At 48.1% G+C, this 14,716-nt stretch carries 13 protein-coding genes; all 13 read right to left on the reverse strand.

Translation table 11 applies throughout. The features are described from left to right. Nucleotides 1–268: 268 nt before the first annotated feature. Entirely contained in the window at nucleotides 269–1,279 is a 1,011-nt protein-coding gene (locus J2736_RS23245) for a DUF1835 domain-containing protein (protein WP_310500986.1), read from the reverse strand. 27 nt (nucleotides 1,280–1,306) lie between these two features. Then, on the reverse strand, nucleotides 1,307–3,328 hold the full coding sequence (ligA, locus tag J2736_RS23250) for an NAD-dependent DNA ligase LigA (RefSeq protein WP_310500987.1): 2,022 nt from the start codon (nucleotides 3,326–3,328) through the stop codon (nucleotides 1,307–1,309). A 48-nt stretch (nucleotides 3,329–3,376) separates the two neighbouring features. Then, nucleotides 3,377–5,779, reverse strand: a complete 2,403-nt coding sequence (gene pcrA / locus J2736_RS23255; RefSeq protein ID WP_310500988.1) for a DNA helicase PcrA — start codon at nucleotides 5,777–5,779, stop codon at nucleotides 3,377–3,379. Beyond that, the gene (gene pcrB, locus J2736_RS23260) at nucleotides 5,769–6,470 is read right to left on the reverse strand and encodes a heptaprenylglyceryl phosphate synthase (RefSeq protein ID WP_310500989.1); all 702 of its coding nucleotides are present in this window, start codon (nucleotides 6,468–6,470) and stop codon (nucleotides 5,769–5,771) included. The genes pcrA and pcrB overlap by 11 nt, the downstream gene beginning before the upstream one ends. Nucleotides 6,471–6,647: 177 nt before the next feature. Continuing rightward, nucleotides 6,648–7,133: a DUF6130 family protein gene (locus J2736_RS23265; RefSeq protein WP_310500990.1), complete on the reverse strand. Its 486-nt coding sequence runs from the start codon at nucleotides 7,131–7,133 to the stop codon at nucleotides 6,648–6,650. 200 nt (nucleotides 7,134–7,333) lie between these two features. Continuing rightward, nucleotides 7,334–8,158, reverse strand: coding sequence for a spore coat protein (locus J2736_RS23270; RefSeq protein WP_310500991.1), 825 nt, complete (start codon nucleotides 8,156–8,158; stop codon nucleotides 7,334–7,336). 28 nt (nucleotides 8,159–8,186) lie between these two features. Next, nucleotides 8,187–8,411: a hypothetical protein gene (locus tag J2736_RS23275; RefSeq protein ID WP_057312695.1), complete on the reverse strand. Its 225-nt coding sequence runs from the start codon at nucleotides 8,409–8,411 to the stop codon at nucleotides 8,187–8,189. Nucleotides 8,412–8,526: 115 nt separating this feature from the next. Next, on the reverse strand, nucleotides 8,527–9,459 hold the full coding sequence (locus J2736_RS23280; protein WP_310500992.1) for a DUF4340 domain-containing protein: 933 nt from the start codon (nucleotides 9,457–9,459) through the stop codon (nucleotides 8,527–8,529). Then, entirely contained in the window at nucleotides 9,456–10,844 is a 1,389-nt protein-coding gene (locus J2736_RS23285) for a GldG family protein (protein WP_310500993.1), read from the reverse strand. Before J2736_RS23285 ends, J2736_RS23280 begins: the two co-directional genes overlap by 4 nt. A gap of 5 nt (nucleotides 10,845–10,849) precedes the next feature. After that, nucleotides 10,850–11,566 carry an ABC transporter permease gene (locus tag J2736_RS23290; RefSeq protein WP_173117120.1) on the reverse strand — a complete coding sequence of 239 codons (717 nt, stop codon included), beginning with the start codon at nucleotides 11,564–11,566 and terminating at the stop codon, nucleotides 10,850–10,852. Beyond that, entirely contained in the window at nucleotides 11,559–12,623 is a 1,065-nt protein-coding gene (locus J2736_RS23295) for an ABC transporter ATP-binding protein (RefSeq protein ID WP_310500994.1), read from the reverse strand. The genes J2736_RS23290 and J2736_RS23295 overlap by 8 nt, the downstream gene beginning before the upstream one ends. A 335-nt stretch (nucleotides 12,624–12,958) precedes the next feature. Then, nucleotides 12,959–13,789: a carbohydrate ABC transporter permease gene (locus J2736_RS23300; protein WP_310500995.1), complete on the reverse strand. Its 831-nt coding sequence runs from the start codon at nucleotides 13,787–13,789 to the stop codon at nucleotides 12,959–12,961. After that, nucleotides 13,789–14,679, reverse strand: a complete 891-nt coding sequence (locus tag J2736_RS23305) for a carbohydrate ABC transporter permease (protein WP_310500996.1) — start codon at nucleotides 14,677–14,679, stop codon at nucleotides 13,789–13,791. The genes J2736_RS23300 and J2736_RS23305 overlap by 1 nt, the downstream gene beginning before the upstream one ends. Nucleotides 14,680–14,716: the final 37 nt, after the last annotated feature.

Raw genomic sequence — 14,716 nt, forward strand, 5'->3', positions numbered from 1 at the left:
GGCACGCCGCCAGCGTTCGTCCTGAGCCAGGATCAAACTCTCCATAATAGAAAGATGACTTGCTCATTTGAAGCTAGCGAGATTTTGCAATCTCAATTGTAGTCACTTACGTGACTGAATTTGCTGATAAACTTCATTCGTTTGTTCAGTTTTCAAGGAGCTTTAATGCGTTACCGTTTAAAGCGTTAATGTGTCGCTCTTGCGGTGACAAGAACATATATTATCAGGTTTCAAAATGAAATGCAAGCATCTTTTTAAATACATTATCTTACAGTCGCACAAAGCCTGTAGTTACTGCATTTCGGCGCCATATCCCCTGCTTGCCAACTAAATGAACGCCACCAATCCATTCTTCAATCCCGTTCAGACAAACGTGATCTTGCTTATCAGTAAGAATAAGTTTACCCAATTCTGTTATCTTTACTCTGACATTTTCAAATTGCGCGGGCCATGATTCATTGTATTTCGGTAACTTGTCACCACCAAGCACTTGAACCAGTGGATATTCACAATGCCAGAGCCCGTCCAAGATGCCAAAGAATTGCAAATCACCTAAGCCGTAATGACTCAGCTGCTCAGTTAAGCTTTGGAATAAAGACAGGATCAATACCTCATCGTCCCTGATCAGCTCAAGCGTCAGCTGCTGAATGGCTGACAAGCCATTTTGCATAGAAGGAAAGCGAGCTAGATGGACCTCTAGGGCCTTTTTAAGAAAAGGCAGTGCGGATAAGTCTTCTTCTAATAAAGAGGCCATAGGCAAAGGCTCAGAAGCCGAGTAGGCTCTCCACACCTTGCAGGCAATGGCATGTTGCTTCTCACTCACAGGTAACTCCGTACCATGAAGATGTAGGATTTGATCGACGGATAGCTGCCCCAAGCCATAGAAAGGGTCTACGCCAGGGAAACGATCGATGCATATCAAGGATAATCGGAAGGACGGTTGAGAGAAGTCAGCAATTCTGGAAAGCAAATAACACAGCATCAACTGATCATATAAATCGTGCTCAAACCATAGGACAACTTCGTCCACATCCGTGAGAGTACCCAGCTTCGCTTCTTGCTGTATGGTCTGAGACTTGAAAGTGTCCTCCGGAACGCCATAACGGTTACTCATGTAAGATGCTCTCATAGATAAAAGGGCACTATCTGACATCTGCATGCCGATAGGTCCCTCATAGAGCGACTCGCGCCACACCAAAATCTCACCATCGATACCAGATGCTCGCAACTTATCGCCAAATGCGTCTCCGTTAACGATATGCATGATCTTTTTGGGCATGGCGCTGCCACCTCTCTTCTATATAGATTAAACTTCACCTAGCAATTGCAAAAGCTCCTGCTCATCTTCAATAATACGGATGCCTAGCTCCTGCGCCTTGGTCAGCTTGCTGCCTGCGCTTTCGCCAGCGATGACGATGTCGGTTTTTTTGGAGACACTGCCGGTGATTTTGGCACCCATGGCTTCCAACTTCTTCGCACATTCGTCCCGCCCCATCGAGGAAAGCGTTCCTGTGAGGACGATCGTTTTGCCGAAGAAGGGATTATCTTCGCTGGCCACAATGACCGGAGCTTCCTCTGCAACGGGGTTTACGCCTGCGGCTAACATCCGCTCAATGCTAGACACCATCACGGGATCACGGAAGAACGAGTGAATGCTCTCCGCTACGATACCGCCCACGTCCGGAAGCGTAATAAGCTCCTCTGGCGTTGCTTCCATGATGCGTGAAAGGCTGCGATAGTGGTCGGCCAGCACTTTCGTGGTGGTTTTGCCCGAGTTCGGGATGCCAAGTGCATACAGGAAAGACGCGAGGTCGCGGGACTTGCTCTTATCGAGAGCGCCGAGCAAGTTGCGCGCCTTCTTCTCGCCAAAGCGATCGAGCTTGACGAGATCGTCGAATTGCAGGGAGTACAGATCCGCAGGATCGCGGACATCCAGCTCTTGATGCAGCTGTGAAGCGGTCATCTCGCTGAAAAATTCAATGTCCATCGCATCGCGCGAAGCAAAATGCGCCATCCGTCCCACGAGCTGCGGACTGCAGCCGAGACGGTTGTTACAGAAGAGATGCGCCCCACGCATCTCGAGCTCACTGCCGCAAGACGGGCAATGCGTCGGTGCGACGATTTCCTCGCCGTCATTCTCCTCGGTTACTTTACCGAGAATCTCTGGAATGACGTCATTCGAACGGCGAATGTAGACGAGGCTGCCGAGGGCGTGTTTGAGGTTTTTGCGCTCAATGTCGCCAACGTTGTTGAGCGTACAGTTCTGCACGGTCACGCCTGCGAGGTCAACGGCTTCTACGCGGGCTAGTGGTGTGATTTTACCCGTGCGGCCGACTTCCCAAGATACACTCTGCAGCGTCGTCGTCGCTTCTTCGGCTTCGAACTTGTATGCAATCGCCCAGCGCGGGAATTTATCCGTATAGCCGAATACTTCTCTTGTACGCATATCCGTCAGCTTCACGACACTTCCATCAATCAGGAAGTCGAAGCTAGCGCGTTCTTCTGCAATGCGTTCAAGCTCGCTGCTTACCTCTTCGATGGTGGAGAAGTACCGCGTGCGGTTGCTAATTTTGAACAGGTTATCACGTAGGAACTGAACCATGTCCGCATGACTTTCAAAATGAAGGTCACTGGTGTAACCCACATTATAGAAGAAGGCGTTTAGTTTGCGTTCTGCGGTTAGTTTCGGGTTCTGATTACGCAAGGCTCCTGCTGCTGCATTTCGAGCATTCTTTAGCGGCTCTGCGGCCGTCTGGTTGTACGCTTCAAGGACAGACAGGAACATGACGCCCTCGCCTTGCACTTCAATCGTCCCTTGATCATAAGGAATCTCTAGCGGAATCGATTTGATCGTTTTGACTTGAGCTAAAATGCCCTCGCCAACTTGGCCATTGCCTCGCGTCGAAGCTTGGACTAGCTGCCCTTGCTCATACGTGAGGTTCAGGGTAAGCCCATCAAACTTCAGCTCGACCACATAAGTAGGGTCTGGCAGCGGCGTTTCAGGGTTTTTGCTATTGTAATCGGCGATTAGCTTAAGTACACGTGTGTGCCAAGCTGCCAAATCGTCAGCGTTTTGCGCTTTGTCTAGGCTCCATAAACGAGCTAAATGGCGGTGCGGTTCAAAGCCTTTGAGCAGATCTCCACCTACCCGATGGGTAGGTGAAGCTGGCAGAGTAACCCCTGTCTCTTGCTCTAGCTGTGACAATTTATCATAAAGCGCGTCCCACTCCGCGTCCGAAATCGTAGGTTGATCCAGCGTATAGTAGTTATGGTTATGCTTGTTAATTTCTTGGATGAGGGTTTTCATTGCCGCGAGTTTATCGGTCATGGCGGGCTCTTCCTCTCTCAAATGGGAATTAGTTTTAGGGAGCGGCTCCTACACTTTCGTGATCGGAGCGAATTTCGCGAGCAGGCGCTTCAAGCCAACCGGCGCTGGGAAAGCAATCTGCAGCTCGGTGTCATCACCCGAGCCCTTCACGGACACGACGGTGCCGACGCCCCACTTGCCATGCGACACGCGGTCGCTGGCTTTGTAGTCCGTCGTGCCGCCTGCAGCAGGCTGCGGAGCCCGGAACGCAGCCGGTCTTGGCGCGGCAGCGGGGCTTGGCGCAGCCGCGCCAGCAGCAGTGCCAGCGCTAGCGGCAATGCCCGTGCTTGGCCGTCCCCCGAAGGAGGACGGTGTGCCCCAGGCAGACGAGCCAGTGGTGCTGCCACCGCGGCTCGATGCAGCAGCGCTGCCGCTGCTGCCCCAAGAGGAGCCGCCGACGGAACGGCCGCCTCGGGAGAAGCCGCCGCTGGAGCCGCCTGCCGAGACGGTTTCCAGGAGTTCCTTCGGAATCTCCTGGAGGAATCTCGACGGCGCATTCGCGGCGGTTCGGCCGAAGAGCGTGCGCATGCGTGCGCACGTGAGGAACAGCTCTTGCTCGGCGCGCGTGATGCCGACATAGGCCAAACGGCGCTCCTCTTCGAGCTCTTCGTTATCGGCGAACGCACGGCTGTGCGGGAAGACGCCTTCTTCCATCCCGATGATGAACACAACTGGGAACTCGAGCCCTTTGGCGCTGTGCATCGTCATGAGGACGACCGCGTCCTGTTCTTCTTCGGGCTTGTCTTTGTCCAACGTATCGATATCCGCGATCAACGCTAGGTCTGTAAGGAAGGAAATGAGGGATTTGTCCTCATTACGCTTTTCGAAGTCCATCGTCACAGACAGGAACTCTTCAATATTTTCGAGACGAGCCTTGGATTCAATGGTGTTCTCGCGTTGCATCTCTAAACGGTACTGAGACATTTCAAGGATTTTCTCGGTCAGCTCGGTTACGGACAAGTAGTCCACCATGCGGTTGAGGTTATCTACCATTTCACGGAAATCCGCAAGGGCATGTTTCGCTTTCGTATTGATCTCTAGAGAATCAACTTCCTCCAACATGGCAAATAGAGAAATCCCTCTACGTCCAGCCATATCCGCCACTTTATCCAAGGTCGTACCGCCAACGCCTCTTTTCGGCACGTTCACGATTCGGTTCAAGGAGATATCATCGTTCGGGTTGGAGATCAGTCTCAAGTAAGCCAAAATATCCTTAATCTCTTTACGATCATAGAACTTAACCCCGCCAACGATGGTGTAGGCGATATCCGATTTAATCAAAATTTCCTCGATTACCCGGGACTGGGCGTTCGTACGGTAGAGGATCGCGTGATCGCCGAATCTTTTGCCATTCGACTTATTCTTATTGATTTCATTCGTAACGAAGTAACCTTCTTCATACTCGGTATCCGCTTGGTACAGTTTAATCCCGACGCCGCCTTCTTTATCTGTCCAAAGGTTCTTGGGCTTACGACCTGTGTTGTTTGCAATGACTTTATTGGCCGCCTGCAAAATATTCGAAGTCGAACGGTAATTCTGCTCCAAGAGAATCGACGTTGCATCTGGGTAATCCTGCTCGAAATTGAGGATGTTGCTAATATCCGCTCCGCGCCAGCGATAAATGGACTGGTCACTGTCCCCAACGACGCAAATGCGTTTATGCTTGGACGCAATCATCTGACACAGCATATATTGCGCTCTGTTCGTATCCTGATACTCATCGACATGAATATATTGAAATTTATTTTGATAAAATTCCAGCACCTCTGGTACTTCTTTAAATAAATGAATCGTCGCCATAATCAAATCGTCGAAATCTAAGGAGTTGTTGGCTCTTAGCTTTTTCTGATACAGGGTATAAATTTTGGAGGTAAGCCCGTCGAAGTAATCACCGATTTTGTCTTCAAATTGTTTAGGAGAGATAAGTTCGTTTTTAGCTGTGGAGATAGCTGCTTGGAATGTTTTGGGCTCGTATTTCTTCGTATCAATGTTGAGCTCTTTGCAGCAAGTTTTGATGACAGATAGTTGGTCACCAGAATCTAAAATCGTAAAGTTCGAGGAAAAGCCGATCCGATTGATGTCTTTACGCAGCATGCGCACACACATGGAGTGAAACGTGGATACCCAAATATCGCTGCCACTACCGCCAACCAACTTACCGACACGATCTTGCATCTCACGTGCTGCTTTGTTCGTAAAGGTTAGAGCCAAAATGTTCCACGGTGCCGCTTTGCGCGTACCAATGAGGTAAGCAATCCGATGCGTGAGCACGCGCGTCTTGCCGCTTCCCGCTCCAGCCATAATTAATAGAGGGCCATCCACGGCTTCAACAGCTTTGCGCTGCTGGGGGTTTAACTTTTTGACTGCTTCTAAAATATTGACAGTTTCATTCACGTTAAGGTTACCTTCCATTTCTATCAAAGTTCACATTCACGGTCTGAAGCGCCTGCTCCAAGTCACTATATATAATATTGCCTACCACAATGGTGTCTGCTGCTTCGGCTGCTTGTTGCGCTTTCTCTAGGGAGTCTATTCCCCCGCCGTATACTAATCGAGCATTCTCCAGCACCTGACGCGTCTTACGCACGAGTTCCATATCTCCAAAGGTACCACTGTATTCCAGATACACAATCGACATGTTAAAAAGCTTGTCCGCCATACGTGCATAAGCTGCTACGTCCTTGGCATCCAAGTCAGTTCGCGCTGAGGTCAGCTGAGCTGCCGTCGCATCTTTGTTCAATATAATGTAGCCTTCTGCTACAATTTCATCCCAATTCAGTAATGCCCCATATTCCTTCAGCGCCTCATGATGCTGTCCAACGATCCATTTCGGATCATCGGCATTCAGTACGACTGGTATTAAAAATAAATCAAACCCCGGCACGATAGCCTCTTGATTCGAAATCTCTAAGGCACAAGGCACCTCATATTGACGGATTCGTGATAACAAATCCACCGTATTATCGAATGTGACTCCTGAAGATCCTCCAACAAGAATTGCATCAGTACCCGATAAACAGAGCTGATCCAGAGCTTCATCCGAAATCTCCCGGTCGGGGTCGAGCTTAAATACATGCTTCCACTTGCGTATATCGACGATCAATTGTTTCCCTCCGATTAGGCGGCAGTTGTGCCATACTATCAACAGTCTATGCTACCCATTCTGGTGTGTCAAATGACAAAAGACGGGCTAATCGCCCGTCTTTTAGAGGAATATGCAACTGTACGTATCCGATCTTCACAGTAGCTTCATTTGCGCGATAATACGCACAAACGTTCGTTATTTGACAACGATATTAAGAATCTTCTCAATATTGAGGTCTTTGTGGTCATTTTGCTGCAACTCGAGTTTAATTTCATGTGTACCTGTTGTTAAATTCGTGAGGGTTAACGGACCTGTTTTACCAATCATTGCTTTTTGCTTCCCATCCACATACAGGTGGAGATGTCCTACGCCCAGTACGTTCGCTTTATCCATGTCATCTTCAGATAATTTGAAATTGGACGTTTGATACGTGATCGTAACATTCTTCCCATCGACCTTATAGTTGGCATCAATGGCAGGCTTCGCATTCGTTGTTGTCGTTGTCGTTTTCGCACCTGTTCCTGTTCCTGTTTCAGTCTTCACTTGAACCGTTGTCGAAGTGCCTGCATCCTTCGCCCCTGTTGCTACGGACGGGATGACCTCATCTTTGGAACCGCACGCTGTTGTTAATGCTCCCAGTACCACTAAAGTAGCCGCACCATATACCCATGTTTTTTTCATCAGCTTTTGCACCCTTCTCCCTAAGTTTGGACATCCTATGTTCCTTATATATGTGTGCCAAGCCGTACTCATGCCTGATTTAGAAAAATAGTGGGACAAATTCTAAATTAAATGACTTTGTAGTCTTACAATAAAAAAGACACCCTGCCCAAGAGAGGACAGCGTGTCTTCGTAACCTTTGAATCATGATTAACCTTTTTTTAGAAGTTATATTTATTACCTTCTTGCGACCTATTCAGATAGGAGTTACCTTCCGTAGTCGAAGATGGCATACCTTGTTGTGTACGTGAAACGATACGCGCCTGCGTTGGTCTACCTGTACCCGCCGTCATGCCTGGATTCTCATTCATAGGGTTGGAAGAAGCCGCATACCCCTGAGAACCACGACCATAGCTGGATGAATCATGACTCTGATCTTGGTAGCTTCGTGTGTGGGTTTGGTTATAAGATGAGGACTGATGCTGTGTCTGACTCGGTGTATATCCTTGACTTTGACCTCGACCTTGTTGATTGCTATAAGCCGCATTCGGGTACTGGTTCGCATAATTAACAGGCTGGAATGCTGGTCTTGCTGTTGGCGTTGGTGCTTGATGCACGGCCTCAGCTTGATTCTGGTGATTAGCTTGTCCTTGTTGCTGACTGTACGGTTGTCTTTGTTGGTATTGTTGTTCCGCTTGGCTCATTGATGCAGCTGAGCTTACATGTTGCTGAACGATGGATTGAACTTGTAGCGCCGTCTGACTCTGCTTCTGAATTTCTTGCTCAATCATCTGCTGCTCAGCCTGCTGAATTTGATAACCGCCAAGGCTCTGAATTTCTTGAAAAACAAGGGCTTGATCATCCAATGTTTTTTGCAATAAGGTTTCAAAAGTCTGTCGAATGCCAGGATTAGCAGCTTCTAAGGCAGCCGTTGTATATTCACGCGCACTGCGCTTCAATTCGGACAAAACAAAATTGGCAAAGTCTAGATCTTCTAAATCGACTTGCTGCCCTTGGTGCTGTTGATGCGAATTTGACTGATACATGTGTCTTGCACCTCCTTGTAGATTCGAATTAGTGGGTCATTCCGGACTGTTGTTGCAGAGCATTGATTAGGATGCTCATATTTTGCAATCGTTCTTGTGACAGATGAGACAAAGTTTGCTTCAATGACTGACTCTGGCTGTTCACCGCGCCTTGTACACAAAGCTTTGCTAACAATTCTTCATTCTTGAACGTATCGGATAGATACGAAAGTTCTTTACCAGAAATAGCTTGGTTCTCTTGTGTGTTGTACATGTGCATGTGACCTCCTTTCCTCCTTATTATTTTTCCCAAAAAATGCCGTTTTATGTCGGATTACCAAAAAAAATGCTTCCTCACAGTAAAATCCCTGTTGGAAGCAGTTTTTTAATTAGGAAGCAGGCTTTGCAGGTTTACCCGCATAAGCATCTGCTAACCCTTGAATATCCTCGGCTGTCAGCGAGTAGACCCACTGCCCACCCTGCTTAGCTAGCCAGATTTGTTCTCCGCTCAATTTACCTTCGTAGACGTCGGTAACGTCTTTCCCATCTACCGTTAATGCTATCTCCAATTTAAGCTCTCCACCTGTAGTCGGCTTTTGAGCTGCCGCTTGCGGAAGTTCGCTGCTATGCAAGAAAATGAGCTGATCCAACAGCGGACTCGCATCCGCGCCTTTCAACTCTTTATCTCCGAGCTTCCAGTTCGCATCCGCAGCGACTTTATCTTTATCTGTTTTGGAAAGGGACCAAGACTGGCCCTTCCAGGTCATCTTAACGCTCTGTACCTTATCGTTTTCTATTTTTATTGGACTTGTATCGGCAAAATCAACCGGCGTTTTGTTCAGTGATGTTAACGATTGATCACTGACTTGATAGACTGCAGGAGAACCTTCTACTTGTACGTAGGAGAACCCTTCAATCGGGAGTGCCGTCCCGACGAGCAAGCCCTGTTTGGAGCCATCCTTCAAGGTGATTTCATACGTCCCTAGCGGCTTATCTAAGCCATATTCGGTTAGATTGGTTGCTTGATCCTCCACAAGCTTGGTGGACGACACCAACCCTAGCGCATCTAGCCAAGAGTCAACGAGATTCGAATTGGTCGGCGCAGCCGCTGGCTTTTGCATATCCCAACCATTGGTCGTACGGCTTAACTCAATCTGCCCCTCTTCTGTTTTCACCGAGACAGCCTTCACATCTTCTTGCTTCAGAGTCAAAAGGGACTTGGGTTCATCTTTCTTCTCTTGGAAGAAGTCTTTGCTCGAGGCGTACCAGAAACCACCGATGCAAATGACGACTAACAGAATGGTTGGAATAAACCGCTTCATCCTCTTCTCCTCCTCCACCAAATCAGGCCGCCAATAACGAGGAATAACAGTGGTAAGAACACGATGGTAATGAGGAAAATCGTATTCGCTTGGCTAGGCGTAATCATTGCCTGCTGGAACGCATCCCCTTGACGTGGACGGATCGTAATTTGATCTTTCTGTTCTTGCAGCCAGCCAATACTGTTCAAAGCAAAGTCCTTATTACCCTGATTTTGAATATCTTCATCCAACACGAATGTAGAACCACCTAAAATAACAGCTTTCGGCTTGTTATCTTTGTCTGAGATGGCGTAGCCCAAGTTCAAAGGTCCTTTGACATCCGTTGCATCTTGTTTCGTTTTGTTCTGTGCCAGCAGGTTAATGTCTGTTTCACCGTAAGCTTTATCTGTTGTTGTTAACAACAAGGATTTCGTATAATCCGGCGCGCTTTCGTCTGCATTCAAGCTGACAGCTAGCGACAGCATTGTAATTAAATTATTGCTCGATAATTTGTTGGTAATATCATGTGAACCGTACTCTGGAATAATCGTTAACGGGTCATACAAGGACGTCTGCTTCGTTTCAATCGCAATCGCATGCTGATCTTGAATACCATAGGTTTTCATGATGGCATCGATGTTTTTCCATTTCGTCGTCATATCCTTGTTGAAGCCCAGCGCGATATAAATTTTACCTTTACCCTTCAAATAGGTCTGAATGAGCTCTGCTTCTTTGTCGTTCAGATCGTTGGTCGGCCCAAGCAGCATGAGCATTTGCGCATCATCCGGGATTTTGCCTTCCACGTACAGGTTAAGATCCTTCACGTCGTAGTTAGCAGCAGCTAAGCTGTTTTTGAAAATACTCATTGCCGATGCCGGATACTCTTGATGACCTGATAGGAGGTAAACCGTATGTTTCTCTGCAGATGTCAGACTTTGAATCGCTTGTGTAAACTTCTCTTCACCTGAGAAAGTGTAGGAACCATCTTGTTGTCCTGCAAAAAGTTCATAGAAATTGATGTTTTGTTTTTTGGTGCCCATTTCGAATATAATCGTTCCGCCTTGGTCCACCCCATACTGCTTCGCCATCGAAGGCTGCTTCAGCATATCGTACTCATCGTACGTAATTTTACTGCTTTGCTTTTTGTACTCAGCCACCATATCCGTGACTTGACGGGTCACAAAATCGTTGCCATCCCCACTGTTTGTGAAGGCGATAACGTGAATATCTTGATTGAGATTTTTGAGTGCAGCGGTTGTTTGCTCTGAGAGCGTGAAATTTTTATTTTTCGTCAAATCGACCTGAAAGCCCTTAAGCGAGTGTAGGAAGATTGTCAGAATAATGAAAATGCCGATAACCGCGATTGATAGAACAGTCGCATTAGTTCCCCGTATCCACTTATTCATTCCGCTCACCTCCAACGCTTTCTTTCAAGGACTTGTATACAAAGAACCAGGAACACAGCTGTTAATGTGATGTAAAAGAGGATATCGCCGCCGTGGAAGACGCCTTTTTGCAGATTGCTCAAGTGACCGGTTAATGAGAATTGACCTACGTAATCCTTCAATTTACCCGTCATACTGGAGCTAACCCAATCAAGCAGCCACAGCAACAATAAAATAACAAACCCTGTAATCCCTGCAACCATCTGATTATTCGACAAACTGGATGCAAACAAGCCAATGGCCATCATTGCGCAGCCTAAAAGGAACATACTGAGGTACGACAACCACGTGACAGGCATATCCAATGTACCGAAGGAGGACATAATGAGCGGATACACAAGGGAGATCGCCACTAGGCCTACTTGCACAATTAGAGCGGATAGATATTTACCTAACACGATTTCGCTAATACCCGCAGGTGATGTCAGGAGCAGCTCATCTGTACCTTGACGGAACTCATCTGCAACAAGGCGCATCGTGAGCAATGGAATGATGAACAAATAGATGAACGTGGTATTGCCCACAATGGAGCGCGCATCCACAATCGGTGGCTGTCCAGCCACGAAGTTCACGTAAAAGAAGAAACTCGACAACAGCACATAAAAGGCAAACGCCACATACGCAACTGGCGAAAAGAAATACATTTGCAGCTCTTTGGAGCAAATAGCCCAAATTCTACGCATCGGTGTCACCCTCCTCTTGGGATGTGCTGGTCGTGTCGGCAGGCTCGTCCGTCGTCAACTTGAGGAAGATATCCTCTAAGCTGAGGCTTTCCCGCTTCATCGCTAGGATCGGCAAGCCTGCGCCTGCAAGGCGGAAGAATACCGCTTCGCGGATGTCTTCCGCACGATCTGCGGAGGTGACGAGGAGCTTCACGGACTCGGATGCTGCGTCTGTTGGGGCTGGAGCTGGAGCTTCGTCAAGCGAAGGTGCTGCCGATTCGGCTGGCGCTTCAGCTACGCCAACAGGTGCGTCGACCTCTTTGACTTCGCCGACGGACGGCAGGCTGCGCAGCTCGGTCAAGATCCGCTCGCGAGGACCCTTGACCTCGAGCGACACCTCGAACGTCTCGCCCATCGTGCGGCCAAGATTCTCTGGACGCTCGTCGAGTACGACGCGGCCTTGGTTAATGATAAGAACGCGGTTACAAATCGCGTTAATTTCAGGCAAAATGTGTGTGCTCAGCAGGACAGTGTGGTTCTCGCCCAGCTCATGGATGAGCTGGCGGATCTCGATGATCTGCTTCGGATCGAGGCCCGACGTGGGCTCGTCCAGAATGAGCAGATCCGGTTGGTGCAGGATCGCTTGCGCGAGTCCGAGGCGCTGCTTGTAGCCCTTGGAGAGGGAGCGAATGATTTGCTTCTCGCGACCTTGCAGTCCGAGCTTGTCGATGGCTTCGCCGACACGCATTTTTTGCTCTCGCGCAGGCACATCGCGCAGGTTCGCGATGAAGCGCAGGTAGGACTGTACCGTCATCTCAGGGTACAGGGGCGGTGTTTCAGGCAAGTAGCCGATCTTGCGGCGCGCCTTCTTCGGGTTGTCGGCCATGGAGTGACCATCCACCCATATTTGACCATGCGTCGGATTCAGGTAACCTGTAATCATGCGCATCGTCGTTGTTTTGCCAGCACCATTCGGCCCTAAGAAGCCGACGATTTCACCGCGCTGCATCGAGAAGTCGATGTTATGCACGCCGCGATCATTTCCGTACAGCTTGCTGACTTGTTTGACCTCTAGCATCCAAGATCCCCCATTTCTATGCGTTCGTATTATTCATCATCACTATACGGGCGGAACAATAAACCAACCTTAAACAAATCTGAAAAATAGATTAAAAAAATGTGTCCAAATTGTGAACAAAGTTTTACCTATGTGATATACCCTGTTCATTCTCATTATCTCCACTATCCCCTTCACTCAGGCTACCAATCCAACTAAAACATTCAACAACATTCTCTTCTGAGCCAAAGGGATAGTGAGAATAGGCGGAGTGAACACAAAAAACCGTCAGCACACCTGTGCCGACGGTCCACCCTGGATTAATTCAGTTTCAACCTCCGTTAAGTAAGTCTTCGTTACCCTTTTACAGCGCCTGCAGTCAGTCCTTCAAAGAAGTAATTCCGCATGAAAGCGAAAAACAAGATGGGAGGCACGACAGCAATCGTCAGCATCGCGAAGATGCCGCCTAAGTCCGCCGCATGAGAGCTTGTGAACGAATACACGGCGAGCGGCAGCGTTCTTTTGACCTCAGAGGTGATGAATAAAAGCGGCATGAGAAAATCATTCCAAATGCCAATGGCCGAGATGACGATGAACGTGATGGACACCGGCTTCATAAGTGGAAATACTACGGTGCTGAATCTGCGATAATACCCGCAGCCGTCGATTGTCGCCGCCTCATCCAGCTCGCGCGGAATTGTCTTTACGAAGCCGCTGTATAGCAGAATGCCCATGGGTATGGCCTGCGCTGCGTAAATAAGAATTAACCCGAACGCCGAGTTGATTAATCCCAAGCTCTTGATAATGGTATAGAGTGACACCAAGCTAGAGCCCACCGGAATCATCATTGCACTCAGAAAGAACAGATAGAGGAATCGGAACACCCGCTCCCCCCTCCGTCCGATTGCATAGCCAGCGAGCGAGGACACGACGACAGCTACAGCCATAGAGGCTGTGGTGATGAACATCGAATTCCAAATGCCATGAAGGACGAGCTTATTTTTAAACACGTTCCCATAATTGGTCCAATATAACTGTTCAGGAATAAGCACAACCCGATTGATTTCAACCGTCGTTTTTAAGCTCGATACAAACACGTAGAGAACTGGCACGCTAATCACGATGACAACGATAGCTAGCAGCGTGATGCCCAACCATTTCATGACATGATCCATCCGAATCGCCATCAGTATTCAACCTCCCGTCTACCCGTCACTCTAAGCTGAAAGAGCGTTACGATGGCAATAAACAGAAAGAACACGATTCCGATCGCGCTAGCGACCCCAAACCTTTGATATTGGAACGCATTTTCATAGATGGACATGACCACGGATTTCGACGAATTAGCGGGACCTCCATTTGTCATTACGAATGGCAACTCGAATACTTTCAAACCACCCGTAATTCCAATGAATAGATTCATCGTGATAAAAGGCATCAGGAGCGGCAACGTGATTGAACGAAATTTGCGAAACAGCACAGCACCGTCGAGCATGGCTGCTTCATGAATATCTTTCGGTATACTGTTCATACCCGACAGGAAAATGACCATCCCCATACCCGTGTACTGCCAGAGATTTACGATAATGAGTGTATTTTTGACGATAAGCGGATCCCCCAGCCAATCTCTCACCGATGAGCCGAGACCCCATGCCTCCAAGAAGTGATTCAGCAAACCTGTGTATTGAAGCAAGGAACTCCACGTAAGTCCCACAATAATCGGACTAATCACAGCCGGTATATAAATGAGGGTAACAGCAAGCTTGTTCCCTTTAAATTTCTGATGACAAATAACCGCTATGGTCAATTGAATGATCGAGCCGAATAGAATACTCAAGCATGAAAAGTAAAGCGTATTATAGAAAACTTTGCGATTCTCTGCTTCCATGAACACCTTTTTGAAATTGTCCAAGCCGACCCAATTGAACGTTTGGCTGTAGCCATTCCAATCTGTCAATGCGTAGATGAATGTCTGGATGAGTGGATAATAGACGAATACGAGAAATAGCACGAGGGCCGGGACGACAGACAAGACTGCATACAACAATTCCTTGCGCTTAAAAAAGGATGGTTTCATCGTTCAGCACTCCCAGATTATCCTATGATAATAACGA

The sequence above is a fragment of the Paenibacillus qinlingensis genome (genome assembly GCF_031455095.1).
In the GTDB taxonomy this organism is placed as follows: domain Bacteria; phylum Bacillota; class Bacilli; order Paenibacillales; family NBRC-103111; genus Paenibacillus_E; species Paenibacillus_E qinlingensis_A.

Coding starts and splice junctions, on each gene's coding strand:
- J2736_RS23245 (WP_310500986.1), bottom strand. CDS start 1,279: ATGCCCAAAAAGATCATGCATATCGTTAACGGAGACGCATTTGGCGAT.
- ligA (WP_310500987.1), bottom strand. CDS start 3,328: ATGACCGATAAACTCGCGGCAATGAAAACCCTCATCCAAGAAATTAAC.
- pcrA (WP_310500988.1), bottom strand. CDS start 5,779: ATGGAAGGTAACCTTAACGTGAATGAAACTGTCAATATTTTAGAAGCA.
- J2736_RS23265 (WP_310500990.1), bottom strand. CDS start 7,133: ATGAAAAAAACATGGGTATATGGTGCGGCTACTTTAGTGGTACTGGGA.
- J2736_RS23270 (WP_310500991.1), bottom strand. CDS start 8,158: ATGTATCAGTCAAATTCGCATCAACAGCACCAAGGGCAGCAAGTCGAT.
- J2736_RS23275 (WP_057312695.1), bottom strand. CDS start 8,411: ATGTACAACACACAAGAGAACCAAGCTATTTCTGGTAAAGAACTTTCG.
- J2736_RS23280 (WP_310500992.1), bottom strand. CDS start 9,459: ATGAAGCGGTTTATTCCAACCATTCTGTTAGTCGTCATTTGCATCGGT.
- J2736_RS23285 (WP_310500993.1), bottom strand. CDS start 10,844: ATGAATAAGTGGATACGGGGAACTAATGCGACTGTTCTATCAATCGCG.
- J2736_RS23290 (WP_173117120.1), bottom strand. CDS start 11,566: ATGCGTAGAATTTGGGCTATTTGCTCCAAAGAGCTGCAAATGTATTTC.
- J2736_RS23295 (WP_310500994.1), bottom strand. CDS start 12,623: ATGCTAGAGGTCAAACAAGTCAGCAAGCTGTACGGAAATGATCGCGGC.
- J2736_RS23300 (WP_310500995.1), bottom strand. CDS start 13,789: ATGGCGATTCGGATGGATCATGTCATGAAATGGTTGGGCATCACGCTG.
- J2736_RS23305 (WP_310500996.1), bottom strand. CDS start 14,679: ATGAAACCATCCTTTTTTAAGCGCAAGGAATTGTTGTATGCAGTCTTG.